Source organism: Dictyoglomus sp. SSW (assembly GCF_055181335.1).
On record NZ_CM143705.1, the window covers coordinates 1,649,600 to 1,676,003 of the forward strand.

General features: G+C 32.4%; 26 protein-coding genes. 13 read left to right on the top strand and 13 right to left on the bottom strand.

What is annotated here, in order from left to right; translation table 11 throughout:
* Positions 1-34 precede the first annotated feature (34 nt).
* The 6 genes from ACY3JM_RS08205 to ACY3JM_RS08230 all read left to right on the top strand — a co-directional run bounded on the left by ACY3JM_RS08205 (position 35) and on the right by ACY3JM_RS08230 (position 4,716).
* Positions 35-472 carry an RrF2 family transcriptional regulator gene (locus tag ACY3JM_RS08205; RefSeq protein ID WP_463083490.1) on the top strand — a complete coding sequence of 146 codons (438 nt, stop codon included), beginning with the start codon at positions 35-37 and terminating at the stop codon, positions 470-472.
* Positions 469-1,206, top strand: coding sequence for a Fe-S cluster assembly ATPase SufC (gene sufC / locus ACY3JM_RS08210; protein ID WP_463083489.1), 738 nt, complete (start codon positions 469-471; stop codon positions 1,204-1,206). Before ACY3JM_RS08205 ends, sufC begins: the two co-directional genes overlap by 4 nt.
* Positions 1,187-2,422 carry a SufB/SufD family protein gene (locus ACY3JM_RS08215; protein ID WP_463111256.1) on the top strand — a complete coding sequence of 412 codons (1,236 nt, stop codon included), beginning with the start codon at positions 1,187-1,189 and terminating at the stop codon, positions 2,420-2,422. Before sufC ends, ACY3JM_RS08215 begins: the two co-directional genes overlap by 20 nt.
* Positions 2,423-2,431: 9 nt before the next feature.
* Entirely contained in the window at positions 2,432-3,154 is a 723-nt protein-coding gene (gene rsmG, locus ACY3JM_RS08220; protein ID WP_463083487.1) for a 16S rRNA (guanine(527)-N(7))-methyltransferase RsmG, read from the top strand.
* Between the two features lie 18 nt (positions 3,155-3,172).
* Complete coding sequence (locus ACY3JM_RS08225; RefSeq protein WP_463111257.1) at positions 3,173-4,300, top strand: GNAT family N-acetyltransferase; 1,128 nt, start codon at positions 3,173-3,175, stop codon at positions 4,298-4,300.
* A 104-nt stretch (positions 4,301-4,404) separates the two neighbouring features.
* Positions 4,405-4,716 (top strand): ArsR/SmtB family transcription factor, encoded by a 312-nt coding sequence (locus ACY3JM_RS08230; protein ID WP_463083485.1) that lies wholly within the window; start codon positions 4,405-4,407, stop codon positions 4,714-4,716.
* Between the two features lie 44 nt (positions 4,717-4,760).
* Here the strand turns inward: ACY3JM_RS08230 and ACY3JM_RS08235 are convergent, their stop codons facing one another.
* The gene (locus tag ACY3JM_RS08235) at positions 4,761-5,957 is read right to left on the bottom strand and encodes a hypothetical protein (RefSeq protein ID WP_463083484.1); all 1,197 of its coding nucleotides are present in this window, start codon (positions 5,955-5,957) and stop codon (positions 4,761-4,763) included.
* A 150-nt stretch (positions 5,958-6,107) separates the two neighbouring features.
* Between ACY3JM_RS08235 and ACY3JM_RS08240 the strand changes: the two genes are divergently transcribed.
* The 3 genes from ACY3JM_RS08240 to ACY3JM_RS08250 are packed head-to-tail and all read left to right on the top strand — an operon-like array spanning position 6,108 to position 9,991.
* Complete coding sequence (locus tag ACY3JM_RS08240) at positions 6,108-6,509, top strand: Hsp20/alpha crystallin family protein (RefSeq protein ID WP_463083483.1); 402 nt, start codon at positions 6,108-6,110, stop codon at positions 6,507-6,509.
* Between the two features lie 19 nt (positions 6,510-6,528).
* Positions 6,529-8,907, top strand: a complete 2,379-nt coding sequence (gene lon / locus ACY3JM_RS08245; protein ID WP_463083482.1) for an endopeptidase La — start codon at positions 6,529-6,531, stop codon at positions 8,905-8,907.
* On the top strand, positions 8,873-9,991 hold the full coding sequence (locus ACY3JM_RS08250) for a baeRF10 domain-containing protein (RefSeq protein WP_463083481.1): 1,119 nt from the start codon (positions 8,873-8,875) through the stop codon (positions 9,989-9,991). The genes lon and ACY3JM_RS08250 overlap by 35 nt, the downstream gene beginning before the upstream one ends.
* Positions 9,992-10,046: 55 nt before the next feature.
* Here the strand turns inward: ACY3JM_RS08250 and gap are convergent, their stop codons facing one another.
* The 4 genes from gap to ACY3JM_RS08270 all read right to left on the bottom strand — a co-directional run bounded on the left by gap (position 10,047) and on the right by ACY3JM_RS08270 (position 15,682).
* The gene (gap, locus tag ACY3JM_RS08255) at positions 10,047-11,060 is read right to left on the bottom strand and encodes a type I glyceraldehyde-3-phosphate dehydrogenase (RefSeq protein WP_148806479.1); all 1,014 of its coding nucleotides are present in this window, start codon (positions 11,058-11,060) and stop codon (positions 10,047-10,049) included.
* A gap of 93 nt (positions 11,061-11,153) precedes the next feature.
* Positions 11,154-13,583: a leucine--tRNA ligase gene (gene leuS, locus ACY3JM_RS08260; RefSeq protein ID WP_463111258.1), complete on the bottom strand. Its 2,430-nt coding sequence runs from the start codon at positions 13,581-13,583 to the stop codon at positions 11,154-11,156.
* A 90-nt stretch (positions 13,584-13,673) separates the two neighbouring features.
* Positions 13,674-14,963, bottom strand: coding sequence for an ABC transporter permease (locus ACY3JM_RS08265; protein WP_463083479.1), 1,290 nt, complete (start codon positions 14,961-14,963; stop codon positions 13,674-13,676).
* On the bottom strand, positions 14,960-15,682 hold the full coding sequence (locus tag ACY3JM_RS08270) for an ABC transporter ATP-binding protein (RefSeq protein ID WP_463111259.1): 723 nt from the start codon (positions 15,680-15,682) through the stop codon (positions 14,960-14,962). The genes ACY3JM_RS08265 and ACY3JM_RS08270 overlap by 4 nt, the downstream gene beginning before the upstream one ends.
* A gap of 163 nt (positions 15,683-15,845) precedes the next feature.
* On the opposite strand from ACY3JM_RS08270, the gene ACY3JM_RS08275 reads away from it, so the two are divergent.
* Genes ACY3JM_RS08275 through feoB form a run of 3 tightly spaced genes read left to right on the top strand, consistent with a single transcriptional unit; the run spans position 15,846 to position 18,473 of the window.
* The gene (locus ACY3JM_RS08275; protein WP_463083478.1) at positions 15,846-16,277 is read left to right on the top strand and encodes a Fur family transcriptional regulator; all 432 of its coding nucleotides are present in this window, start codon (positions 15,846-15,848) and stop codon (positions 16,275-16,277) included.
* Entirely contained in the window at positions 16,274-16,516 is a 243-nt protein-coding gene (locus ACY3JM_RS08280) for a FeoA family protein (RefSeq protein ID WP_463083477.1), read from the top strand. The genes ACY3JM_RS08275 and ACY3JM_RS08280 overlap by 4 nt, the downstream gene beginning before the upstream one ends.
* Positions 16,500-18,473, top strand: coding sequence for a ferrous iron transport protein B (feoB, locus tag ACY3JM_RS08285; RefSeq protein WP_463083476.1), 1,974 nt, complete (start codon positions 16,500-16,502; stop codon positions 18,471-18,473). The genes ACY3JM_RS08280 and feoB overlap by 17 nt, the downstream gene beginning before the upstream one ends.
* A 177-nt stretch (positions 18,474-18,650) precedes the next feature.
* Here the strand turns inward: feoB and pyrF are convergent, their stop codons facing one another.
* The 7 genes from pyrF to trmB form a co-directional block, all read right to left on the bottom strand.
* Positions 18,651-19,385, bottom strand: coding sequence for an orotidine-5'-phosphate decarboxylase (gene pyrF / locus ACY3JM_RS08290; RefSeq protein WP_463083621.1), 735 nt, complete (start codon positions 19,383-19,385; stop codon positions 18,651-18,653).
* Positions 19,386-19,388: 3 nt separating this feature from the next.
* Complete coding sequence (locus ACY3JM_RS08295; RefSeq protein WP_463083475.1) at positions 19,389-20,306, bottom strand: dihydroorotate dehydrogenase; 918 nt, start codon at positions 20,304-20,306, stop codon at positions 19,389-19,391.
* A complete protein-coding gene (locus ACY3JM_RS08300; RefSeq protein WP_463083474.1) occupies positions 20,299-21,054 on the bottom strand; it encodes a dihydroorotate dehydrogenase electron transfer subunit in 756 nt (251 codons plus the stop codon). The genes ACY3JM_RS08295 and ACY3JM_RS08300 overlap by 8 nt, the downstream gene beginning before the upstream one ends.
* Positions 21,051-22,349 (bottom strand): dihydroorotase, encoded by a 1,299-nt coding sequence (locus tag ACY3JM_RS08305; protein WP_463111260.1) that lies wholly within the window; start codon positions 22,347-22,349, stop codon positions 21,051-21,053. The genes ACY3JM_RS08300 and ACY3JM_RS08305 overlap by 4 nt, the downstream gene beginning before the upstream one ends.
* Entirely contained in the window at positions 22,333-23,268 is a 936-nt protein-coding gene (locus ACY3JM_RS08310) for an aspartate carbamoyltransferase catalytic subunit (RefSeq protein WP_463083472.1), read from the bottom strand. The genes ACY3JM_RS08305 and ACY3JM_RS08310 overlap by 17 nt, the downstream gene beginning before the upstream one ends.
* Positions 23,269-23,270: 2 nt before the next feature.
* Positions 23,271-23,822, bottom strand: a complete 552-nt coding sequence (gene pyrR / locus ACY3JM_RS08315) for a bifunctional pyr operon transcriptional regulator/uracil phosphoribosyltransferase PyrR (RefSeq protein ID WP_463083471.1) — start codon at positions 23,820-23,822, stop codon at positions 23,271-23,273.
* Between the two features lie 192 nt (positions 23,823-24,014).
* On the bottom strand, positions 24,015-25,052 hold the full coding sequence (gene trmB, locus ACY3JM_RS08320; protein WP_463111261.1) for a tRNA (guanosine(46)-N7)-methyltransferase TrmB: 1,038 nt from the start codon (positions 25,050-25,052) through the stop codon (positions 24,015-24,017).
* A 49-nt stretch (positions 25,053-25,101) separates the two neighbouring features.
* Between trmB and ACY3JM_RS08325 the strand changes: the two genes are divergently transcribed.
* Positions 25,102-25,872 carry an alpha/beta hydrolase family protein gene (locus tag ACY3JM_RS08325; RefSeq protein WP_463083469.1) on the top strand — a complete coding sequence of 257 codons (771 nt, stop codon included), beginning with the start codon at positions 25,102-25,104 and terminating at the stop codon, positions 25,870-25,872.
* Here ACY3JM_RS08325 and ACY3JM_RS08330 read toward each other — a convergent pair.
* Positions 25,867-26,397, bottom strand: a complete 531-nt coding sequence (locus ACY3JM_RS08330; protein ID WP_463111262.1) for an NTPase — start codon at positions 26,395-26,397, stop codon at positions 25,867-25,869. The genes ACY3JM_RS08325 and ACY3JM_RS08330 overlap by 6 nt on opposite strands.
* Between the last annotated feature and the right edge of the window lie 7 nt (positions 26,398-26,404).

Here is a 26,404-nt window from a genome sequence, read left to right on the forward strand (position 1 = left end):
TGAGTGAATCACTAAACATTTATGGAGAGGAGAAATGATGTTTAAAGTATCAGCAAAAATTGAATATGGGTTAAGAGCTATGATTCTTCTTGGCCTAAATTACAATATTGGAAGACTTTCTTTATCTGAGATAGCAAATAGCGAAAAAATTTCCAAAGAATTTTTAGCCCAGTTGATGTTAGATTTAAGAAAAGCAAATTTAGTAGAAAGTTACAAAGGTATAACAGGAGGATATTCGTTAACAAGACATCCCAGAGAAATAACATTAAAAGAAATATTAGAAGCTTTAGTAGGACCAATTCAAATTATAGAGTGTATACATGAAAACAACTTATGTGATAAACAAAATCTTTGTGTGACAAAAAATATTTGGGAATTCATAGAGATTAAAATTTTAGATTTATTCAACAATATTACCTTACAAGATTTAATTACAGGAAATATAAGAAAGGAGGCAAATATTTCATTATGACAGAAATGTTAAGAGTGGAGAATTTAAGGGTAGAAATCAAAGAGGAAACAATTCTAGAGAGATTAAATTTTTCCTTAGAGGAAGGTGTACATGTTCTCTTAGGACCTAATGGTACTGGTAAATCAACCCTTCTCGGTGCCATTATGGGCCTTCATAAGTATAAGTTATCAGGAAAGATTTACTTTTATGGTGAAGATATTACTGATTTAACTCCCGATCAAAGATTTAATAAAGGAATTTTTCTTGCATATCAACTTCCACCCGCTGTAAGAGGAGTAAGATTAAAGGATATATTAAAGAAAATCTTAGATATAGATCCCAAAAAAGACTTACCAGTTGAGATTTATAACTATCTAAAATCTTTAGATTTAGATGAGAGTTTCTTGGAAAGAGAAATCAATTATGGCTTCTCAGGAGGAGAAAGGAAAAAAAGTGAAATACTTCAACTACTTCTGGCAAAACCAAAACTAGCCTTATTAGATGAGCCTGATTCTGGAGTAGATATAGATTCCTTAAAGCTTATTGGTGAAGCTCTAAGAAAAATAGCTAAAGAAAGTAATTTACTGATAGTAACCCATAATCTAAAGATCTTAGATTATGTAGTGCCTGATTCTGTAATTGTCTTATTAGATGGTAAATTTGTGTATAAAGATGGTTTAGAAATAATCCATCAAATTGAAGAAAGAGGATATGATTATGTAAGGAGGTTGGTCTATGCTCAAAACTTATCTTAAAGAAATTAGAGAAAAAGCTTTTAAAGCTAAAGATAAGCCTGCTATTTTAGGACCAGATATAGATTTAGAACCCTATATGAGAACAATAGAAGAAACTCCAATAAGTGATCTGGAAAAACTACCGGATGAAATAAAAGAGAACATCTTATATTCTGGCATAACCCCCTCAGAAAATGATAGAGCGGGTACCTACTTTCAAATTAACCATAGTGTGGTTTATGAGAAATTACAAGAAATATATAAAGGAAAACTTGAAATAATGTCTATCCAAGAAGCTCTTGAGAAATATGATTGGTTGGAAAATTATTATAGTAGATTAATTCCGCCAGACACAGATAAGTACACTGCTTGGGCAGAAATAAAACCTACAGGAGGCTACTTTATCAGAGTATTTAAAGGTCAAAAAGTAGAACATCCTGTTCAATCCTGTCTATATATAAAGGAAGGGAATATAAGTCAAAATGTCCATAATATAATTATTGTAGAAGAAGGTGCAGAAATATTTGTAACTACAGGTTGTCTTACACATCTTAAGGATCAACCAGGAATCCATATAGGTATCTCAGAATTTTATGTAAAAAAAGGTGGAAAACTTTACTTTACAATGATACATAACTGGTCAGAAGAATTTCATGTAAGACCAAGAACTGCTGTATTAGTTGAAGAGGGAGGTGTCTTTATAAATAATTACGTAACCTTAAAACCTGTTAAATCAATCCAAAGCTACCCAACTGTATATGTGAGAAAAGGAGCTATTGCTCGTCTCTATAGTATCATCTATGGGAGAAAAGATTCTTACATAGATCTCGGAGGAAGATTGGTTTTTGAAGAGGAAGATGCCAAGGGAGAAATTGTCTCAAGAATCATAGCAAATGACTCATCCAAGATATATAGTAGAAGTGAAATTATTGGCAAGGCAAAAGGGACAAAAGGATTCTTAGATTGTAGAGGAATACTACTTAGTAAGTCCTCTCAAATAGTAGCTGTACCTATCTTAGACGCTCAACATCCAGAAAGTGAATTGTCTCATGAAGCAGCCATAGGTCCAATTAATGAAGAAGAAATAGAATACCTTACAACAAGAGGTTTTGATAAAGATGAGGCCATGTCAACTATAACAAGAGGATTTTTAAGTTTAGAAATACCAGGGCTTCCAAAGGTAGCCAAAGAACAAATTAATTATGCTGTAGCCCAATTAGAAAAAGCTGGGTTATAATATGTTTAAATGGAAGAAAGTTTTAAAGAAATCCTTAGAGAAAAGGTAAAGAATATAGGTATTGAGCTTTCTCCCTCTCAAGAGGAGAATTTTTTTCTGTACTATAAAGTGTTAAAGGATTGGAATAGAAAGATAAACTTAACTTCTCTTGAGGGGGAGGAAGAGATTATCTTAAAACATTTTGTAGATTCCCTTACATGTATTATACCAATAAAAGATGAAAAAATAGAAAGGATTATTGATATAGGAACTGGGGCAGGATTTCCCGGCATTCCAATCAAAATTATTATCCCTACCCTTTATATCACCCTTCTCGAATCCCAAAAAAAGAAAGTTTCTTTTTTGGAAGAACTTATTAAGATATTAAATCTTGATAAAGTTGAAATTATATGGGACCGAGCAGAAAAATTAGGAAAGAATCCTCAATACAGAGAAACTTATGATTTGGCATTAGCAAGAGGAGTAGCAAAACCCAATATTGTTTTGGAATATGCTTTACCTTTTGTAAAAATCTCTGGATTATTTCTCGGTCAAGCCACCGAAAAAAATATAAATGAATGGTATATGGCTAAGAATGTAATATCAATCCTTGGTGGAAACCTGGAAAAGGAAATCTCAATTTCTATAGATTCCACCATTTCTCGAAAGCTATTAATTATTAGAAAAATCTCTCCAACTCCTGATAAATTTCCACGAAGGCCTGGAATCCCTGAAAAAAAACCACTAATTTAGAAAATGGGAGGAACAAAAATGACCATTGAGATTAAAGAGGTAAAAAGTAAAAAGGATAAAAAAGACTTTATAATGTTTCCATTTAAACTTTATAAGAATGATCCTCTTTGGGTGCCACCTTTAATCTATGAGATGAAAAGAATTATAGAAAGCCCTGGAAGCTTGTTATTTCAAAGTGGGCCTCATACTTTTTTTAATGCATATAAATCTGGGGAAATAGTTGGAAGAATTGCGGTAGGTATCGATGAAAAAATGAATAAGTGGAGAAATAAAAAGGAGGGTTATGTTACCCTTTTTGAATGTATAAATGATAAAGAAGTAGCCTTTTCTCTATTAAATAAAGCAGAAGAATGGTTAAAAGAAAGAGAAATGGAAGATATGGTTGGTCCTGTATCTCCTACAAATGGAGATGATTATAGAGGAATGTTAGTTGAAAATTTTGAGGATCCACCAGTTATATACACAACTTATAATCCCCCATATTATGTAGACTTCTTTGAAAGCTATGGTTTTAAAAGAGAACATACATTTGTAGCTTATAAATATGATTTAAATAAATTACCCTTAGACGACCATATAAAGGTAATTGAATATGCTAAGAAAAAATATAACTTTTACACTAGGCCTGCAGATTATTCAAGAATTCCTGAAGAAGCAAAAACTTTACAAAAAATAATAGAAAGATCGCTTACACCCTTAGAATATGATTATCTTATACCTCCTTCTGAAGAAGAGATGTTAATTCTGGCAAAAGATTTAGTAAAATTTATTCCATCAGAATTCGTACAATTAGCATTTTCTAATGAAAACCCAGTTGGTTTTGCTGTTGCGATACCAGATTATAATCAAATATTAAAGAAGCTTAATGGTAGGCTTTTTCCGATTGGGTGGTTAAAATTCCTTATGTATAAAAATAAAATAAATAAAGCAAGAGTATTCTTACTTTTTGTAATTCCTGAGTACCAATCAAAAGGTGTTCCCGCAGCTCTTTTTATTGAGCTCCTCAGACATGCAAGAAAAAGAAGTTATACTTTTGCAGAGGGTTCTACCATAAATACTAATAACACTAAAATGTGCAGAGAGGCAGAAGGTGTTGGTGGAATTTTATATAAAAAGTTTGTAATATTTAAAAAGAAAATACAGTAAAAGGAGGTGAAAAAGAAAAGCTTTTTGATAAGAATATTGACATTATTAAGATTTTTCTTATACTTATATAGAACTTATAAAATTTAAGAAAGGGAGTAATAGAAATGGAAAACAAAAAGAATCTTACTATAGAAGAATGTGAAGCCTTGGCAGATGTATTTAAATCTTTATCAAGCCATGTAAGAATTCATATCTTATGTGCGTTAAAAGATGGAGAAAAAAGTGCAGGAGAAATAGCAAAAATTATAAATGCATCCTTCGCTAATACATCACAAAATCTTAAAGATCTCTATAACTTAGGTCTTTTAAAGAAAAGACGCGTAGGTCAATTCGTTTATTATTCTTTAGCAGATGACTCAGTATTGGAACTTTTAAATTTAGTTTATAAACTCAGATTTCGTGCAGTAAAAAGCTAAAAAAGGAGGGGAGAATTTCTCTCCCCTCCTTAAAAATTCATCTCTTAGAACTTTATAGATCCAGATAAACTAAGGGCTTGTGGCATTGTAAGATCCTGAGGATCAAAGGCAACTCCTAAATCCGCTTGAAGAAGAAGCAAATTCAAACCGAAACCTGCTGTATAAAGTTGTGGATTAAATTGAGTATCTAAAATAGCTCCTCCTCTTAATATAGCAACCATCATTATAGGCTGTTCAAAACCAATCCTGTATAATGTAGGAGAAAGATTGCTATCAAGATCTGCTCCAACCGCAATTCTTGTGCTAAGAACTGGTACTTTTACAAATACACCCGCCTTAAGAGACATAGGTGGAAGGGCTACCTCAATAGGATTAGTAGTTTCAGAATATGGTGTGTATTCGTTATAATTGCCATTACTATCATAATATCCTTCCTCATATCCATTAGTTTCTTTACCTTCAAGAGGCACACTATATACATCCTTTGCAAAAATTCCAGCCGCTAAGAATGGAGAAAACCTCATATAAGCACCAAGGTCAATAGAAATATATTTTTCATCTATAGAATTATATACTTTTTTATGAAAATCATTCTCATTGGGCTGATTTGAACCTTCAGCTAATAATACTCCACTCTGAGTTATTTTTACACTTTCATTGTAATGGTAATACATAGTATTATTTAATCTTATATTAGTACCGAGATTTAGTTTCAAGCCTAATAAATCTATGGCAGGTATAGCAATGGTTAAGGCACCATTAAGATTTGGAGTGGCAGTTACATCAACATTTACATAAGCTTGTAGATCTTGAGAAGGATCATCTGAGGTATATTTGTAGAAATTAAAGTTCACATCACTATCTCCAAATAGTGTGATTCCTATTTTACTTATACCAAGATGTAGATATCCTGCAAAAGAAAGATAGGTATTAATATCACCATTTGGAGGTTCTGTATTACTATTTAATGTGTTGTAAAGATCTATAAAAGATTGCACATTAGAAATAGGTGCTAATCCAAGACCTGCTTTAAGAGTTAGCCTTGAATATTCACCTATTAGAGCTGGATTATATATGGCAGAGGTTGGCGAATCAGCAAGAGCTGTCATAGCACCTGCCACACCCATAGCCCTTGGATCATAAAGTAGATCCTTAAGATTATAACTTGTAGTCACTCCGTAAGATACTGTAAAAAGAAAGATTAGAATCAAAAAGGAGCTCAAAATTAACTTACTTTTCATGTTCCTCTCACCTCTCTTAAAGATTTCTTTCAACTACATTGTATCACTTAAATAATAACTAATAAAGTGATTAAAATCACACTTTTATATATGGTATAATGGAAATAAAGATAAATAAAAAAATGTCTATATCTCTGGAGGATAAAAACCATGGAGAGAAAAAGAATATTTACACAAAGAGATGATCCTTTTGGTGGGGAAATATTTAGAATTGTTGACTGTTTCTATAGAGAAAGTTCTCGATTCTCTATGCAATGGGGAGCATGGGTGCCAAGAGTAGACGTATATGAAACCAATGATAAAGTAGTAGTCCTAGTAGAGATTGCAGGAGTGAAAATTCAAGACATTGATATTACCTTTCATGAAGGTAAATTAATCCTAAGAGGCACAAGACAGGAAAACTATATATCAGAGCCTGAGATATACCACAGAATGGAGATAAACTTCGGACCTTTTGAAAGGGTAATACCTTTACCCGTAGAAGTTGATGCTCAAAATGCTGAGGCATCATATAATGATGGGTTTTTGGAGATTGTTCTTCCCAAAAAGTAAAGAAAGGAGGGATGTAAAAATGGAAGAAAAAGAAATGAACCAAATGCCAGATATCCCAGAAGAACTACCAATTCTTCCACTAAGAGAAACAGTAGTATATCCTCAAATGCTTATTCCACTTGTTGTGGGAAGAGAAAAGAGCATTAAATTAGTAGAAGATGCCCTTGCTGGTAATAAAATAATTGGAATGTGCATGCAGAAAACTCCTGTGGAAGAACCAACACCGGATGATATTCATAGGATTGGTACTGTAGGAATAATAGTAAGAAGCTTAAGATTTCCTGACAATACTCTTAGACTATTTGTACAGGGATTACAAAGAATAAGAATAATAGAATTTACACAGACAGAACCATATTTTAAAGCTAAGGTAGAGGTAATAGAAGAAAAGGTAGAAAAAACTGTTGAAATAGAAGGATTAATGAGAAATCTTTTAAATCTATTCCAAAAGATGGCGTCTTTAATACCACAATTTCCAGAAGAACTAATAATTAATGCAATGAATATACAGGAACCAGGTAAATTAGCAGATTTTATAGCCTTTAATACTAATCTAAATATTAACGAGAAGCAAGAAATATTAGAAACTATTGATATAAAGGAAAGATTACAAAAAGTAACCTATTATCTTACAAGGGAGTTAGAGATCCTTGAGATTGCAAATAAAATCCAAAACGAAGTCAAAAATGAAATAGAAAAAAGCCAAAAAGAATATTTCTTAAGACAACAAATGAAAGCAATACAAAAAGAGCTTGGTGAGATTGATCCTAGAGAGATGGAAATAAATGAATTAAGACAAAAACTTCAAGAAGCAAAACTCCCTCCCGAAGCAATGAAAGAAGCAGAAAGAGAGTTAGAAAGACTTGCTTTAATGCCACCCGGCTCTGCCGAATATACTGTTACAAGGACCTATTTAGATTGGCTAATTAGCTTGCCATGGGCAAAGTCTACAGAAGATAACCTTGATATAAAAAGAGCTGAAGAAATTTTAAACGAAGACCATTATGACTTAGAGAAGGTTAAAGAAAGAATCTTAGAATACTTAGCTGTTAGGAAGTTAAAAAGTGACATGAAAGGTCCAATATTATGTTTTGTAGGACCCCCAGGTGTTGGTAAGACATCCCTTGGAAAATCCATAGCAAGAGCTCTTGGAAGAAAGTTTGTAAGAATATCATTGGGTGGTATAAGGGATGAAGCTGAAATAAGAGGACACAGAAGAACCTATGTAGGAGCATTGCCGGGAAGAATTATTCAAGGAATGAGAAAGGCTGAGTCTAATAACCCTATATTTATGCTTGATGAGATAGACAAATTAGGGGCAGATTTTAGAGGTGATCCAGCAGCAGCATTATTAGAGGTTCTTGACCCAGAACAAAATAACTCTTTTGTAGACAATTACTTAGGAGTACCTTTTGACCTTTCTAAGGTTATGTTTATAGCAACGGCAAACGTACTATACACTATACCTCCAGCTTTACTTGATAGAATGGAAGTACTAGAAATTCCTGGATATACAGAATACCAAAAACTTGGAATAGCAAAAGGTTTCTTAATTCCAAGACAATTAAAGGAACATGGGTTAGAAAATTACCAAATTGAATTTACTGATGAAGCCATAAAAAAAATTATAAGAGAATATACACGAGAGGCAGGGGTAAGAAATTTAGAAAGAGAAATTGCTTCTATTATTAGAAAGATTGCAAAAGGTATTGCAGAAGGAAGTATTACTGATAAGGTAATTGTTGATAAGGAAGATATACCTAAATACTTAGGTCCAGAGAAATATACCTTTGGTATGAAAGGAGAAAAGGATGAGGTAGGAGTAGCTACTGGTCTTGCATGGACAGAAGCAGGTGGTGATATTCTTTTTGTTGAAGCTTTAGTAGTTGAAGGGAAAGGAAATCTTATACTTACTGGTAAACTTGGAGAAGTAATGCAGGAGTCAGCAAAAACAGCCCTTTCTTATGTGAGATCAAAGTTAAAAGATCTAAATGTAAGTTACGAAATTCTTGAAAAATCAGATATCCATGTACATGTACCATCAGGTGCTATTCCTAAGGATGGCCCATCAGCGGGTGTAACAATAGCAACAGCTATAGCTTCAGCTCTTACCAAGAGACCTGTCAAAAAAGATATTGGAATGACAGGAGAAATCACTTTGCGTGGCAAAGTTCTTCCGGTAGGTGGAATACGAGAAAAGGTTCTTGCAGCTCACAGGGCAGGTCTTACAGCAGTAATAATGCCTAAGGAAAATCAAAAAGACTTGGAAGAAATACCAGAAGAAGTTAAAAATGAGCTAACTTTTTACTTTGTGGAACATGCTGATGAGGTCTTAAATCTTGCTCTTTTGGGGGTGAAGGAATATGCTGAGCAAAGAGATCCTGAAAGAACTGGGTAATCTTAATTTTTATCCGTATTTGATAACAACTCTTTACATAAATGTATCCCCCTTGATAAACCCCAAGGGGGAATATAAGATAATATGGAAAGATTTAAAAAAATCAGTTTTAGATAATCTAAATAATCAAAATTTAGAGGTAGAGATCAAAAAGTCAGTATTTTCAGATTTAGAAAAAATAGAGACTATCTTAGATCAGGGCTCTTTTGGTTCTGCCAATACCATTATATTAATGAGCTGTAGTGCCAAAGATTGGGAATATTATATACCTCTTTATCCTCCCCTTAAGAATAAATTAGTAGTAGATAAAGACCCCTATACAAAACCCCTATCCCATCTTATAGTTGCCAATAGACCTTATTATTTAGTAATTTTGTCAAAAGGAGATGCCAGAGTTTTCAAATATTTTTTGGGAGAAATTCATGAGGAAGGAGAGATAAGAGAAGAAATACCAAAAAAACATAAACAAGGAGGATGGGAAGCATCTGATTGGCAAAGATGGCATGAAACACATGTTATATGGTATTTTAAAGAAGTAGCTGAGTTTTTAGACAAAATAATAAATACAAATGAAAAGATAATAATAGGAAGTACTTCTCCTAAAAATATCTCTGAATTTCTAGAACTTCTTCCTAAAAGGCTCCATAATTCAATAATTGGAGAAATATCTTTAGAATTGGACTCTCCAATAAAGGATATTCTTGAGAAGACACATGGACTTATTAAGGACTATGAAGAAAAAGAGGCTAAAGACTTAGTAGAAAGTCTAATTGTGGCCAATGCAAAAGGAAAGGAAGCAGTCATGGGATTAGAAAATGTTGCCCACGAGGTATATCAGAAGAGAGTACAGAAAATATTAGTAGAAGAAAATTATGAACAAGAAGGATATGAATGCCCATCATGTTATTTTAGAAGTACTTATTTAGAAACTTGTCCTTATTGTAATATAAAGATGATCAAAAGATCAGATATAGTAGATGAAATTGTAGAAGATGCAATTATAGAAGGGGCAGAATTAAAATATATTGAAAATAAAGAACTTGCAAAAAAGATAAATAACATAGGTGCTTTCTTGAGATATTAAAAAAGAGGGGAGAAAGATTCTCCCCTCTTTATATTATCTTCTTGATTCTTAAATTTTATAGCCTCTCTGCTACATATCCTGTTAAGTCTGCTAGTCTGCAAGCATAACCCCACTCATTATCATACCAAGCAAAAACCTTTACCATATTCTTACCAATTACAATTGTAGATGGTAGATCTACTACTGTAGAATAAGTGGTTCCTTTGAAATCCATTGAAACAAGCTCCTCATCAGTGACTCCAAGAATTCCCTTCATCCTTCCTTCCGCTGCCTTTCTAAATGCATCATTCACTTCTTCTACTGTCACATCTTTTTGTAATACACATACCAAATCAGTTACAGATACAGTTGGAGTTGGCACTCTCAATGCTACCCCATGCATCTTTCCATCAAGTTCAGGGATGACTCTACCAATAGCTTTTGCTGCACCTGTAGATGTAGGAATAATATTTAATGCTGCAGCTCTTGCTCTCCTAAGATCTTTATGAGGAAGGTCTAAAATTCTTTGATCATTTGTATAGGAATGTACAGTAGTCATAAGACCTTTCTCAATACCAAAGTTATCTAATAAAACTTTTGCAACTGGAGCTAAACTGTTGGTGGTACAAGAAGCATTAGAAATAATATGATGCTTTGAAGGATCATATTTTTCCTCATTAACACCCATAACTATTGTTATATCTTCGCCTTTTGCAGGGGCAGAGATAATTACTTTCTTTGCTCCACCAGAGGTAATATGTACTTTTGCCTTATCAGCATCAGTAAAAAGTCCTGTTGATTCTATAACCACATCAACTCCTAAATCTTTCCAAGGAAGATTTGCTGGATCCTTTTCAGCAAAAACCCTTATCTCTTTTCCATCTATAATTATGGACTTATCTGTATATTTTACATCACCCTTATAGGTTCCATAGTTGGAATCATATTTAAATAGATGAGCTAAAGTTTTTGTATCAGTAATATCATTAACAGCCACCACTTCAACCTTATCAGGATACCTTTCTAAAAGTGCTTTAAGTACTTGTCTCCCAATTCTCCCAAAACCATTAATACCTACTTTAACAGCCATAAAAACACCTCCTAAATCGTTAAATTTTTCTTTATTTCATCCTCTTCATTATACCATTTACTTTTTACAAAAATTGTTAAAATGTTTTTAAAACTAAATATTGAAACTTAATATTTTACCAGGAATATAAACTACTTTCTTAATCTCTTTATTATCCAAATACTTTTTAACATTTTCTCTTTGTAATGCTAAATTCATAACTTCTTCTTGAGTTGCATCAGCACTTACATCTATTCGGTCTCTTACCTTTCCATTAATTTGAATAACTACGGTTACAATTTCCTCCTTTATTAACTCTGGATCATAAGAAGGCCAGGGTTGCATATGAATACTATATTCATTTCCTAACTCTTTCCACAGCTCTTCAGTGATATGGGGAACAAAGGGTGAAAGAAGTAACAATGAAGTCCTTACTGCTTCTTCAAAGGCAGGAGTCCTTCCATAAACCCTCTTGTGCTCTGTGAGAAGATTAGTTAATTCCATAATAGATGCAATAGCAGTATTAAATTTAAAATTCTCTATATCCTCCGTAACCTTCTTAATAGTCTTATGTAACTTTCTTCTTACAAGCTTTTCTTCCTCATCATCAATTTTTTGTTCATTTGCACTTTCTAAAACTAATCTCCAAAACCTATTCAAGAACCTATTTGCTCCTTCTACTCCTTCATCGCTCCACTCAATATCCACTTCAGGAGGAGCAACAAACAATATAAATAAACGGGCTGTATCAGCACCATAATTCTCCACCATATAATCTACAGAAACAATATTCCCTAAGGATTTAGACATTATCTGTCCATCTTTATAAACCATTCCTTGAGTAAAAAGTCTCTTAAATGGTTCTTTTACTGGGCTATATCCTGCATCATAAAGAACCTTCGTTATAAATCGAGAATAAAGTAAATGTAATACAGCATGTTCTATACCACCTGTATATTGATCAACAGGCATCCAATACTCTGCCTTTTCTCTTGAGAATGGCTCTTTATCATTGAGTGGGTCAGTATAACGAAAATAATACCATGAAGAATCAACAAATGTGGCAAGAGTATCGGTTTCCCTCTTTGCATGACTTCCACATTTTGGACACTTTGTATTTACAAATTCAGGAACTTTCGCTAAAGGACTTTCACCCGTTCCTGTGGGCTCAAAATCAGAAAGATCAGGAAGCTCTACTGGCAAATCCTCGTAAGGCACAGGTACTATTCCACAATTGGGGCAATAAATAATGGGAATAGGGGCTCCCCAGTATCTTTGACGAGATATTAACCAATCTCTTAATCTATATTGTACTTTTTTCTTTCCAATCCCTAAATTTTCAAACTTCTCAACAATAATTTTCCAAAATTCTGAACTTTTTAAACCATTGTATTCCTCTGAATTAATCATTATTCCTTCTTCTTCATAGGGAAGCGGAGGTTCTTTGCCAATTTCCGGAGTAATTACAGGGATTATTGGAAGATTATATTTTACTGCAAATTCATAATCTCGGGAGTCATGGGCAGGTACAGCCATTATTGCCCCTGTTCCGTAGGTTGCAAGTACATAATCAGCCACATATATCGGTACAGGTTTTTTATTAAGAGGATGTATTGCATAACTTCCTGTGAATACTCCAGTTTTATCCTTTTCTGAAACAATCCTTTCTAACTCACTTTTATTTTTAGCAATTTTTACATATTCTCTCACTTCATCTAAATATTCCTTTTTAGTTATTTTTTCTACCAATGGATGCTCTGGAGCTAGTACTACAAAAGTTACTCCATAGATAGTGTCAGGTCTTGTAGTATAAACATATATCTTCTCATCAGAATCCTGAATATCAAAGTAGAATTCAAGTCCTTCAGATTTACCTATCCAGTTCTTTTGCATTAGTTTAACTTTCTCTGGCCAATACTCCAGAGTATCTAAATCATTCAATAAATCTTCAGCATAAGCAGTAATTTTAAAGAACCATTGTTCAAATTCTCTCTTCTCAACCTCTGATTTACATCTCCAACATTTACCATCAATTACTTCCTCATTAGCAAGTACTGTCTTACAAGTAGGGCACCAGTTAGCAGGAGCTTTTTTTCTATATGCAAGTCCTCTTTCATAAAGTTTTAAAAAGATCCACTGAGTCCACTTATAATAGTCTGGAGCACAAGCTGTAACCTCCCTATCCCAATCATAAACCACACCCATTTTGAAAAGCTGTTCTTTCATCCTTGCTATATTTCTATAAGTCCATTCCTTTGGATGTACCTTATGCTTTATAGCTGCATTCTCTGCAGGCTGACCAAAAGCATCCCAACCCATAGGATTTAAAACATTGTAACCACGCATAGTATAGTATCTTGCTACCACATCACCAATAGTATAATTTCTCATATGTCCCATATGTAGATCTCCAGATGGATACGGGAACATAACCAAAGTATAGTACTTTGGTTTATCCTTTCTTTCAGTTACATGATACAATTTGTCCTCTTGCCATTTTCTCTGCCATTTAGGTTCTATTTCCTGTGGATTATACCTCTTCATTTTTTAAATCCCTCTCTCCTTTTACAAATTTTTCTTTATCTCCAATTATATAAAAGTAAATCTTTGAGGACAATAATTAAACTAATAAAATTAGGAAGACTTCCTTCTTAGAAATCCTATCTTCATTGTTAAAATTCTATCAGTAGAAAATATTTTTGCTGCAATTACTATAAGGGCTATAAAAACAACTACCATATATAATATCCCAAAAAATACAATATTATAATTTCCAAGTAAAATTTCCCTTGATGCAATAAAAGGATGACTAAAAGGTATAGCCATTATAATAAGCCTTACTGGCAAAGAAAGATTATTGATATCAGAAAAGAGAGAAACAAAATAAGGTACAATAACCAAAAAAACTAAAGGTAAAGACATACTTTGAGCACTTTTTAAATCTTCAGCTAAAACCCCTAAAATGGTAGACAAGGCTAAGCCACAAAGAATTGCTAAAAACAATGAAATTCCAAACAAGGTATAACCGTAAGGTGTAAAGCTCACACCTAATTTTTGAATAATATCAGATGTACTACTTACATCCACATTTCCACTTATTCCACCCATAAAAGATCTATATCCATACATATAAATTAAAGATGAAATTATTCCAACTATACCAGCTCCCATCATTTTAGCAATCACTATATGTTTTCTACCTATAGGTACTGTAAGGAGAGTCTCAAGGGTTTTATCCTGCTTCTCCATAGCTATAGCAGAAAGAACCATCTGGGATGTATACATGATTACTATCATTAGAATAATAGGAATAAATATTGATTGAGAATAAACTGAGTTAAGAACTTCTGATGTAGTACCTTCTGCAATCCTGTCTTTAACAATAACAAACTCTTTTTTCTTTATAGGGTTTTTCAAATTATCAGGATCTATCCCTGGAAATTTAGCTCTAATAAATTGGTCAGACATATACCTATTCATTGCGTTAATAACCTGATCCAAAACGGCAGATCCCACATTACTGCCCAATGAGAAACTCCTTATGAAAGAATATATCTCAATCTCTACTGGTTTAAATCTGGACACTAATGATCCAAAATTCTCAGGAATCAAAATAAAAAAATTTATTTTTTCTCTTCTTGCAAAATCAAAAGCTAAATCTTTATCTTCCTTTGAAAGAACTTCATTTAATAACTTAACCTTGAAATTTGCCAAAGAAAGATTACTCAAAAGTTCCCTTGATATTTCTGATTTATCAAGATCCAATACATAAATGTTTCTTGTCTCAACAGCCTTCTTAATTTCACTTTTTGTAATACTACCCATAAAATTAAAAAGTAATATTGTAAATATAAGAGATATTATTAATTGAAAAGTTACAAGTTCCTTTATTTCCTTTCTCAAAAGATTTAAAAATTTATTCATTGTACCACCCTCCTAAATACTTCCTCTAAATTTTTAGCATTGTATTTTTCCTTCAACTCTTCTGATCCACCTATCTCTAATATTTTTCCCTTGTCAATAAGAGCAACTCTATCAGAAAGAAACTCTATCTCCAACATATTATGAGAAGAAAGCAAAACAGATGTCCCTTCTTTAACATATTCTCTTATAATCTCTCTTATTTCTAAAGCATTAATAACATCTAAACCAGATGTAGGCTCATCCAAGATCGCTAGAGTAGGCTTCGTCATGAGAGCTCTTGCAAGCAAAAGTTTTCTAGTCATTCCTTTACTGTATGTTCCAACTTTATCATTTAATCTATCTCCAAGTCCACTTATTTCTTTTGCTCTATTTAAAAATTCTTCTAATTCTCTTTGATCCTTAGCATAAAAAGTTGCCATAAATTTTAAATAATCAATACCTTTCATATTCTTGTAAGCTCCCGCCTCCTCTGGTAGATAACTAATATTTTCCCTTACAAAATCAGGATTTTTTCTTAAATCTTTACCCATAAATGTGACTTTTCCATCTGATGGAGTAAGAAGAGTTGCGATTATTCTTAGAGTAGTTGTTTTACCAGCACCATTTGGTCCTATCAAAGCAAAAATCTCACCCTTTTTAACCTCAAAACTAATACCTTTAAGGGCTTCTAACTTACCATAAACCTTTCTAAGATTCTCTACTTGGAGAATATTGTCCAAAAATATCACCCCCAAACTAAATTTGTTTACTATGGGAATTATATCAATCAAATTTTAAAAAATCTATTAAAAATACGTTAATACACATCTCACTTGCAAAAATTTTTCATTTAGAATACAATTTTTACTAGAACTAAGCTGTTAGCATAAGGAGAGACTTCAAATGAATTTTAAAGAAAATTTGAAAAATAAAGGCATAAGATTGAGCAAACCAAGACTTATGGTCCTTGAGTTTTTTGAACAAAACAAAAAAGGACATTTTTCTATTTATGAAATTTATGAAGAATTAAAAAACCAAAATAAAAAAATATCTTTCACCTCTGTCTATAGGAGTTGTAAACTTTTAGAGCGTTTAGGATATATAAGGCCTATAAGCTTTGAAGAAAGACATATTCATTATGAAAGTAATTTAAATCCTCATATACATTTCCAATGTGTATCATGTGGGAAAGTAGAGGAAAAGGAATTAACAAATCCCTCGGAGATATCTAAGATAATAAAAACAGAAGATGATAATTTTATAGTTACATCAATAAAGATTCAAGCATTAGGAGTATGTGAAGAGTGCCAAAAGAAACAAAGGAGGGAATTATGATCAAAAAACTTATAGAATTAGAAAAGGGAGAAAAAGGAAAAGTAGTTAGTATTATAGGTGGCAAAGGAAAAATTTTAAGACTTGCAGAATTGGGAGTAATCCCAGGAGAAGAAATTGTTCTTTTTCAAAAATCTCTAGGACCTGTGATAGTAAAAGTCAAGGATACTAATTTAGCTTTAGGTAGAGGTTTAGCAGAAAGTATTCTTGTAGAGGTAGAGAACCATGAAAAAGAAAATTAAAGTAGGTTTAACTGGTAATCCCAATGTAGGAAAAAGTACTGTATTTAATCAACTTACAGGATTAAATCAACATACAGGTAACTGGCCAGGGAAAACAGTAGAGAAAAAGATCGGATATATAGAAAAAGAAGATTATCTAATAGAGGTGGTAGATCTTCCAGGAACTTATAGTCTTACTGCTCAATCCCTAGAAGAACTTATAGCAAGGGAATTTATAGTAGAAGAAAAGCCTGATATCTTAGTACTGGTTTTAGATGCTTCCCTTTTGGAAAGGAATTTATATTTGTTGTCTCAAATTTTAGAATTACACAATAATGTAATTATTGCTCTTAATATGATGGATATTTTAGAAAGCAAAAAATATAAATTAGATGTAAAAAAGTTTGAAGAAAAGTTAGGACTACCTGTGATTCCCATGGTAGCAAGTAAGGGTAAAGGCTTAAATGAACTTATAGAAAAGGTTATTGAGATTTATGAGAAAGATAATATTCAACCTACAAAAGTAAAATATTCAAAATTAGAAGAGACTATCAAAAGAATAGAAGATCTGTTACCTGACAAAATTCAAGAATACCCAAAAAGATGGGTAGCAGTAAAATTATTAGAAAATGATCCAATTATGATAGATTTATGTAAAAAGAATTTAAAAGATTGGGAAAAAATTCAAAAAATCATAGAAGAAAGAGAAGATAACCCTATAAGAGTTGCAACTGCAAGATATGAATGGATTAAAGAAATGTTAAAGGAAGTTATAGAAAAACCCAAAAAACAAGCAATTCTCTGGACTGATAAAATAGATGAATATGTTACTCATCCCATTTGGGGATTTGTTATAGCCCTTTTTATAGTAGTAACAATTTTCTATCTTACTTTCTCCATAAATAATATAATATCTATTCCTTTGGAAAATCTACTTGACATTATAGGAGAAAAGATATCAATCCTTTTGACTTTTTTACCAGAATTTCTAAGAAACTTGATAACTAAAGGCATTTGGCAAGGTATTGCAACTATTCTTTCTTTTACCCCTTTAATTACTATATTCTTCTTGTTTTTAGCTCTTTTAGAAGATACAGGCTATCTTGCAAGACTTGCTTTCATAACTGATAGAATAATGCATAGTTTAGGACTTCATGGTAAATCTTTCCTTCCATTAGTGATAAGCTTTGGTTGTAATGTACCTGGAGTAATGGCCACAAGAACCCTTGAAGATGAAAAAGACCGGATACTTTTAATAATTATTGATTCCTTTATCCCTTGTGTACCAAGAATATTAGTTGCCTCATTCTTCCTTGGAATATTCTTTCCCCAATATGCCTTTTTACTTCTATTAACGCTTTATATTATTAGTTTCACTTCCATATATATAAGTGGCAAATTACTAAGGAAAAAGGTACTTAAAACTTCCATGAATCCTCTTCTTATGGAACTACCAATATATAAAATTCCAAGCCCTAAAATAGTATTTTTATATATATGGGATAAACTAAAATCTTTTTTCATAAGAGCAGGAACTGTTATGGCTTTACTTTCAGGACTAACTTGGATTCTTACCAACATTCCCTCTGGAAATATAGAGAACTCATTATTCTCTCAAATAGGCAAATTATTTTTACCTTTAGTCTATCCCTTAGGTTTCAATTGGCAACTTACTACAGCCCTTCTTTCAGGATTTGTAGCTAAAGAAGCTTCACTTTCCACTTTAAGTGCTATCTATGGTCAAAGTGGAAATGAACTTGGTAATATATTGTTAAGAGAATTAAATCCCATAACAGCTTATAGTTTTGTAGTATTTCAACTCTTATATATACCATGTGCAGCCACAGCTGCTACAATCTATAAAGAAACAAATTCCATAAAATGGACAGTATTTGCTGTTTTTTACTCTTTTATCTATGCCTATATCTTCACTTTTATTCTCCATCATATATTAGTATTCTTATCAAGCATTTTATGATAGAAAAAGTGCTCGAATACATTAAAGACAAAAGAATTATAAATATTGACAAGCTGAAGAAGGATCTTCATTTATCTGATGAAGAATGGGAATTGATCCTTCTTCAGCTTAAAGATCTTGGTTATATAAAAAAGGAATCTTTATCAGAGAGTATAAAATGTTCCTCCTGTCCCTTTGCTAAATCTTGCTCTCAAGGATGTCTTCAATCTGGGATCTTATATTTTGTAAAACCTCATAAGGATTAGGACTCTGAGTAATAGGACGTCCAATAACCAAATAATCAGCTCCTTTCTCTATTGCTTCTCTTGGAGTCATTATTCTTTGCTGATCATCAGTTTTCTCCTTTGTAAGCCTTATTCCTGGTGTAACAATAAGCATAGGACGCCTAAAGTTTTTCCTAAGTAATTCTATCTCCCAAGGGGAAGCTATAACGCCATCAAGACCTGTCTCTTGTGCAAGTTGAGCTAAAAATAATACCTGTTCTGGTAAAGATCTGGATATTCCCCAACTTCTCCTAAGGGTTTCTTCATTGAAACTGGTTAATACAGTTACACCAAGAAGATAAGGATATTGTGTTTTATTACTCTCCTTAAATTGAGATACAACTTTAACTGATTCTTTTAACATATTTTCTCCACCAAGAATATGAAGAGTTATCATAAAAGGATCCAATGTAAGAAGTCTTTCAATAGTTCTTACGACCGTGTTAGGAATATCAAATAACTTTAAATCAATAAAAACATTAGTACCCATCTCTTTCAAGGCCTTTACCACATGAGGACCCGCTACGGAAAAAAGTTCAAGCCCAACCTTAAAATTTCTTACATGTGGTACCAAATTTTCAGCTATTTCTAAGGCTTTTTTCTCTTCAGGAAAATCAAGAGCTACAATAATAGGATCAAATTTCTTAATCATTTAATCAACCTCCCTATTAAAATGATGAGCTATTCCTATAACATCCTGAATTCTCTCATACTTAAAATAATCTTTAGCCTCTTTAACCAGCTTACTCCCAATCCATGGGTCTCTAAAATTAGCACTCCCTATCTCAACCAAAGAAGCTCCTGAAAAAAGATACTCTAAAACATCCGAGAAATTTACTATTCCTCCACATCCTACTATAGGAAGCAATTTTAACTCGTAGATTTCCCAAATATGCCTCAAAACCAATGGTTTAACAGCAGGTCCAGAATATCCAGCAAAAACACGTTTAAAAACAGGACTTCTTTTTTTTGTATCTATCGCAAGCCCTAAGAAAGTATTAAAAGCTACAACAGCTTCGCCACCTGAGTCTTTTACTACCCTTACTATATCCAAAATATTTGGAGCCTGAGGGGTTAATTTAACCCAAACAGGCTTGTTAATTATCTCCACAACCTTTTTTGTTATAACCTTTACCATATCTATATCAATTCCGAAGAGCATACCACCACCATCTACATTAGGGCAAGAAAGATTTAATTCCAAAACTGAGAAATTATAATCTCTAAGTTCTTTAGCAATCTGATAATATTCTTGTTCCCTTTCCCCTGCTATACTTATGATTACATGAGTATCCAATCTTTCTAAGTAGGGCATTTCTTCTTCGATAAATTTTTCTAATCCAGGATTTTCAAGTCCTATAGAATTTAATATTCCGGCATAACATTCCCATATCCTCGGTGTAGGATTTCCTTCTCTTGGTTTTAATGTAATACTTTTTGTTACAATACCACCTAAAATATTTACATCATAAAACTTTGCTATTTCTCTTCCAAAACCACATGTACCTGATGCAAGTAGAATTGGATTCTTAAAAATTATGCTACCAACTTTAATTTTTAAATTATCCACCGAATTCAACCTCCGATCCTACAATGATAGGTCCATCCCTACATACATGAAAATTGCGACTTCTTCCTTTCAAAAAACAAGATAAACATATTCCTACTCCACATCCCATTCTTTCTTCAAAAGAAATATAAAGCTTATCCTTTTGATCTACTAAATGATATAAACTTTCGAGCATTGGATAGGGACCACAAGCAATTATCTTGTCAAATTCTAATAAGGAGGGTAAAAATTCTAATATCTTTCCTTTATTACCTACACTTCCATCCTCGGTAGAAATCACAAAATTATAGCTATATTTTTGGATATCTCTATAAATTTTCTCTTCCACATACGAAGAAAAACCAATGTAGGAATAGAAAATCACATTTTCCTTAAAAAAATTAACAAGAAAATTCAATGGTGCTATGCCTACCCCTCCTCCAACAATAAGAACCTTCTCTCCTTGATTTAAAGAAGGAAAAGAATTTCCAAGAGGTAAAAGCATAGAAATTTTTTCACCAATCTTCTTTTTTGATAAAATCTCTGTTCCTCTTCCTATTTTCTGATAAAGAAAATATATAAAATTATCTTCCACATTATAAAAACTCATAGGTCTTCTTAAAAAAGGATCATAACTTTCCTCAACTTGCAACATTGCAAATTGGCCAGGTAAAATTTCAAAGGTATCTTTTGGAAGTCTTACTTTCAAAAGATAAATCCTTTCCGCTACTTTCTCATTTTCTACTATTTCTCCTACTATCTCTTTCATCTAAATATCTTCCCTTCCCTATATACTAACCTTCCCTCTACAAAGGTCATAATAGGCCATCCTTTCAATCTCCATCCATGAAAAGGAGTATTCTTGCCTTTAGAAAAAAACTTATCTTTATCAACTTCTTTCTCTGCTTCTATATCAATTATTGTAAGATTAGCTGGCACTCCTTCTTCTAAAGGAATAAATGGTAGATTAAGAATTTTTGCTGGATTATATGACATCTTCTTAAAGATTTTTAATAATGGAATTTTTCTTTGATGAAATCCATAGGTAACCATAAGAGGAATAGCTGTTTCAATACCACTGATTCCAAACTCTGCCAAATTGTACTCTATCATTTTCTCATCTATATGATGTGGGGCATGATCTGTAGCAATAACATCTATAATATCTGACTCTAATGCTTCCCAAAGCACTTCCTGATCTTTCTCTGTTCTTAAAGGAGGATTCATTTTAGTATTTGTATCATATCCACTTTCTTTAACATAATCCTCGGTAAGAACTAAATGATGAGGAGTAACCTCACATGTTACATTTATACCTTTTTCCTTTCCCCATCTGATCATTTCAACACTTTGCCAACAAGATATGTGGGCCAAATGTAATTTTCCCTCTGTCAATGATGCAAGAAAAATATCTCTTGCTACTATACTAGCCTCTGCTACCCATGGCATCCCTTTTAATCCAAGGACTATAGCAGTTTTTCCCCAATTCATACTGCCTTCGGAGGTTAAGTTAGTATCTTCCGCATGTTCTATGATAGGAACATCAAAGGCCTTTGCATATTCTAAAGCACATCTTAATACTTCACTATTCAATACACATTTTCCATCATCTGAAAAAGCTTTAGCACCTGCTAAAAACATATCTCCTATCTCTGAAATCTCTATACCTTCTCTCCCTTTAGTTATAGTTCCAATTGGATATATTCTTGCTAAACCTATAATATTAGATTTTTCATATATATACCTCACAATCATTCTGTTATCTATAGGGGGATTTGTATTAGGCATACAAGCCACAGCAGTAAATCCACCAGCTACAGCTGCCATTGAACCTGTCTCCAGTGTTTCTTTCCATTCATAACCTGGTTCTCTAAAATGTACATGCATATCTATTAAAGTAGGCACAACAACTTTATTCTTACCATCCACAATTTCCACATTTTGGCCCAAATTTAACTCTTTTCCAATACCTCTAATATAACCGTCTTCTATGTATAGATCTCCAATCTCCTCTTTATTTTTATCTGTATGTAACAAAATAGCATTCTTAATTAATATTTTCATCTGATCTACCTCCCAACATAAGGTAAAGAAGCGCCATTCTTACAGCTACACCATTCGTTACCTGTTCATTAATCAAAGATAACGTACTATCAGCAACTTCTGAAGATATCTCTACACCCCTATTCATAGGACCAGGATGCATAATTAAAACATCTTTTTTAGCCTTTTTTAAACGCTCTTCTGTAACTCCAAATAAAGCATGATATTCCCTTAAGCTTGGGAAAAGCCCTTTCTTTTGCCTTTCTAACTGAAGTCTTAAAATATATACAATATCGGCATCTTCAATAGCCTCATCTAAATTATATGTGACTTTAGCATTTAAATAATGAATATCCTTAGGAATTAAAGTAGGAGGGCCACATACTATAACAGAGCTTCCCAGCTTACTCCAAGCATATATATTAGATCTTGCAACTCTACTATGGAATATATCCCCAACTATAGCTATCTTTAATCCATCAACTCTATTCTTTTTTTCATAAACGGTAAAAACATCCAAGAGAGCCTGGGTGGGATGTTCATGCATTCCATCACCTGCATTTATAACTTTTGACTTTATGTTTTTAGCAATAAAAAGGGGTACCCCAGAAGAACTATGTCTAATAACAAATAATTCTACCCCCATAGCCTCTATAGTCTTAACAGTATCAAGAAGAGTTTCACCTTTCTGTATACTACTTGTAGATGTTGCAATACTTATAGTATCAGCACTTAAATATTTTGCAGCAAGTTCAAAAGAGGAACGAGTTCTTGTACTTGGTTCATAAAAAAGAGTACATATGGTTCTTCCTCTCAAAGTTGGTACTTTTTTAATCCTTCTATTCAATATATCTTTCATAGACTTTGCTGTTTCAATAATTAGTTCAATCTCCTCCTTTTTAAGTTCTTCAATACCTATTAAATCTTTTCTATCCCACATTATTATTCCTCCTTCCATTCTCCAATTACAACTTCATCTACCCCATCTATCTCTTCCAATCTAACCTCAATTTGTTCTTTTCGAGAGGTAGGTACGTTTTTTCCAACATAATCAGCTCTAATAGGAAGTTCTCTATGACCTCTATCAACTAAAACAGAAAGTTGTACTGTTCTTGGTCTACCTATATCCATAAGAGCATCTAAAGCAGATCTTACCGTCCTTCCTGTGTAAAGTACATCATCCACTAAAATCACATCTTTACCTTCAATGGAAAAATTAATTTCCGTTTTACCCACCTTTGGTTGATCCAATCTTAAATTCAGATCATCTCTATATAAGGTAATATCTAAACTACCAACAGGAACTTCTTTTCTCTCTATCTCAGCAAGAAATTTTTGTAACCTTTTAGCTAATGGTACACCTCTTCTTCTTATTCCGATAAGTACTACGTTATCTACGCCTTTATTCCTTTCTACAATTTCATGAGCGATTCTTTTAAGAGCTCGCTGTATAGCTTCCTTATCCATTATTCGTGCCTTTTCCTGAAAATACATATATGTTTGAACCCCCTTTCTTTTATATGAGATAAAAAAACGGACATACCCACATTTTTATTATGGATATGTCCGCTTTATAATCATTTATTTTTAATATTTTTTTTCAATTTTCCTCCCTTTTTAGCCTCACTGGGCTAAATTAAAGGACCAATGTATTATAAAAAATAAAAGACTAAGTGTCAATTAAAACTAATGATTTATAAATTCCTCAACAATCTCTTTTTTACATGTATTTTGTAAGATTTTCAGTTCATTAAATCTCTTATACAAACAAGAAAAAATAATAGCTATTGACTCATGTACACCATAAGTAGGATCTGGATCTGTTGCTTCATGTATTGATATCTTTAATTTATGGTCATTAAGATAAAGAGAGATAAAAAACCTTTGTTTTAGGGAACCTTCTACTACGACAGTATCAATCAATATTTCATTTTTCCTTGAATAGAAACTTATATAATTAATTATCTTGTTATCCTTTTCATATATACCTTTAGGAAGAATGTTTATAACTTCTTCTATTTTAAGATCTTTTTTTAATTCCATAATTATATAAGGCATAATAATCTCCTCCTTCTTTAACTTCAAAAGAGGATAAAAATCCTTAATCCATAACGGCATCTCTATTGTTTCCAATTTTTTATAGCCTATATAATAGATGGGAAGCCCAATAGATATCCATTTTCTTGCATATTTCGTTTTATAATATTCAGGAAAATCGCTTATTATGCTTTTTTCCCATAAAGGTTTAAAAATTCCTATTTTTTCAAAAATATCTACAGTATAATTAGCATAATCTAAACTATCTGTCGCCATAATAAAATGCCCTTCTATTTCTAACCTATCTCCTAAGAGATAAATAAAAGCATCGTTTATAATTCTTCTTTCTTTATGGGATTTTTTTGGCCAAGGATCAGGAAAATTCATATAGACAGCCTTTAAAGATTGGGAGTTAAATAGTTTGCAGAGAGCTTTAGCTCCTTCTATTCTTACAATTCTCAGATTTTCTAAATTGGCTTTATTTACTTTCCTTTCAGCTTTTTTAAGAATTTCTTTGGATACATCTATACCAATAACGTTAATATGTGGATTATTTTGAGCAAGCCATATAGAAAACTCCCCATTCCCCATTCCAATTTCCAAGTAGAGAGGAGCTCTCTTTCCAAATATACTTTCCCAATCTGGAAAAAATCCTAAATCTTTCTCTTTTAATAATAAACTCTCCATATTAAATGTTATGATATACTAATTTATAATTTGTGAAAAGGAGGTTAAAATGAAAGAAAAAAGAGAGCCGATAGTATTAGAGAATTTCGGACAAAAAATTTTTGGAGTCCTTCATATACCCGAAAAAACACCTGCTCCTTTTGTGCTCTTTTGTCATGGTTTTACAGGTACAAAAGTAGAACCTCATAGAATTTTTGTAAATACAGCAGAAGCTCTTTCAAAAGAGGGAATTGGTGTATTGAGAATTGATTTTCGTGGTTCTGGAGACAGTGAGGGTTCTTTCAAAGATATGACTGTGGAAGGTGAAGTCTCAGATGCTCTCATAGCTCTTGATTTTCTTAGACAAAATAATTTAGTAGACAAGGAAAGAATAGGTATATTAGGTCTATCTATGGGTGGAGCAGTGGCCAGTATCGCTTCTGGAAGAAGTTCTATTGTAAAATCCTGTGTTTTGTGGTCCGCTGTATGTCATTTTGATATATTCTTTAACAGATCCCCAGAAGAAATGCAAAAAATTAAAGATTACGGGGATTTTATCGATCTTGGAGGAAATTCTGTAGGTAAAAAATTTTTAGCTGAAATAGTAGGAATAAAACCATTAGAAGAATTAAAAAAAAGAATATTGCCTGTATTAATTATTCATGGAAGTAGTGATCCTGTAGTACCAGTACAACATGCCTATGATTATTACGAAGGAATTAAGAAAACTCATAAAGCCAAACTAGAAATAATAGAAGGGGCAGATCATACTTTTAACTCCATTGAATGGGAAAGAAAAGTCATAGACAGTACCTTAAAATGGTTTAAAGAGACATTATAAAAAGGTAGATATAATTTCTTCTTTTATTTCCTTAAAAACCAGATCTCTAGTTTCAGGAGTAAGATAATATGTTTTACCATATTTCTTAAATGCAGTTATAAAGTCCCTATGTAAAGATGCAATTATATTTTGATCACTATTTAAGATTTCAAAAATCTTATCTCTAAATTTACGAGATAAAAACTCCATTTTCCCTATTTCATCTATAATAAATATATCTCCTTTTTGACTAAATATATCCTCTATTATTTTCTCAAAACAATCTATATCTACAAAGTATTTCCCAAACCTATAAAGAGTAACATTATATACAGATGCAAAATTGACTCTCTCATTTGTTTTCAGTAAAATCATATCAAATCCAATTCTAAATTTTCCATCTCTAACCTCTTCCGTAACAAAACCACAAGTACTTATATTCCTTTCCCTACAAAAGGCATCAACCCTCTTAAGTAAAGTAGTCTTTCCAACTCCAGGCTGTCCTGTCACAAAAATTTTCATCCTTGATTCACCATTGAATCTCATAAGTTTT

Coding starts and splice junctions, on each gene's coding strand:
- ACY3JM_RS08205 (WP_463083490.1), top strand. CDS start 35: ATGATGTTTAAAGTATCAGCAAAAATTGAATATGGGTTAAGAGCTATG.
- rsmG (WP_463083487.1), top strand. CDS start 2,432: ATGGAAGAAAGTTTTAAAGAAATCCTTAGAGAAAAGGTAAAGAATATA.
- gap (WP_148806479.1), bottom strand. CDS start 11,060: ATGGCTGTTAAAGTAGGTATTAATGGTTTTGGGAGAATTGGGAGACAA.
- ACY3JM_RS08250 (WP_463083481.1), top strand. CDS start 8,873: ATGCTGAGCAAAGAGATCCTGAAAGAACTGGGTAATCTTAATTTTTAT.
- trmB (WP_463111261.1), bottom strand. CDS start 25,052: ATGGAGAGTTTATTATTAAAAGAGAAAGATTTAGGATTTTTTCCAGAT.
- ACY3JM_RS08300 (WP_463083474.1), bottom strand. CDS start 21,054: ATGAAAGAGATAGTAGGAGAAATAGTAGAAAATGAGAAAGTAGCGGAA.
- ACY3JM_RS08215 (WP_463111256.1), top strand. CDS start 1,187: ATGCTCAAAACTTATCTTAAAGAAATTAGAGAAAAAGCTTTTAAAGCT.
- ACY3JM_RS08275 (WP_463083478.1), top strand. CDS start 15,846: ATGAATTTTAAAGAAAATTTGAAAAATAAAGGCATAAGATTGAGCAAA.
- ACY3JM_RS08305 (WP_463111260.1), bottom strand. CDS start 22,349: ATGAAAATATTAATTAAGAATGCTATTTTGTTACATACAGATAAAAAT.
- ACY3JM_RS08235 (WP_463083484.1), bottom strand. CDS start 5,957: ATGAAAAGTAAGTTAATTTTGAGCTCCTTTTTGATTCTAATCTTTCTT.
- ACY3JM_RS08325 (WP_463083469.1), top strand. CDS start 25,102: ATGAAAGAAAAAAGAGAGCCGATAGTATTAGAGAATTTCGGACAAAAA.
- ACY3JM_RS08280 (WP_463083477.1), top strand. CDS start 16,274: ATGATCAAAAAACTTATAGAATTAGAAAAGGGAGAAAAAGGAAAAGTA.
- lon (WP_463083482.1), top strand. CDS start 6,529: ATGGAAGAAAAAGAAATGAACCAAATGCCAGATATCCCAGAAGAACTA.
- feoB (WP_463083476.1), top strand. CDS start 16,500: ATGAAAAAGAAAATTAAAGTAGGTTTAACTGGTAATCCCAATGTAGGA.
- pyrR (WP_463083471.1), bottom strand. CDS start 23,822: ATGTATTTTCAGGAAAAGGCACGAATAATGGATAAGGAAGCTATACAG.
- sufC (WP_463083489.1), top strand. CDS start 469: ATGACAGAAATGTTAAGAGTGGAGAATTTAAGGGTAGAAATCAAAGAG.
- ACY3JM_RS08330 (WP_463111262.1), bottom strand. CDS start 26,397: ATGAGATTCAATGGTGAATCAAGGATGAAAATTTTTGTGACAGGACAG.
- ACY3JM_RS08265 (WP_463083479.1), bottom strand. CDS start 14,963: ATGAATAAATTTTTAAATCTTTTGAGAAAGGAAATAAAGGAACTTGTA.
- ACY3JM_RS08310 (WP_463083472.1), bottom strand. CDS start 23,268: ATGTGGGATAGAAAAGATTTAATAGGTATTGAAGAACTTAAAAAGGAG.
- ACY3JM_RS08230 (WP_463083485.1), top strand. CDS start 4,405: ATGGAAAACAAAAAGAATCTTACTATAGAAGAATGTGAAGCCTTGGCA.
- ACY3JM_RS08225 (WP_463111257.1), top strand. CDS start 3,173: ATGACCATTGAGATTAAAGAGGTAAAAAGTAAAAAGGATAAAAAAGAC.
- leuS (WP_463111258.1), bottom strand. CDS start 13,583: ATGAAGAGGTATAATCCACAGGAAATAGAACCTAAATGGCAGAGAAAA.
- ACY3JM_RS08240 (WP_463083483.1), top strand. CDS start 6,108: ATGGAGAGAAAAAGAATATTTACACAAAGAGATGATCCTTTTGGTGGG.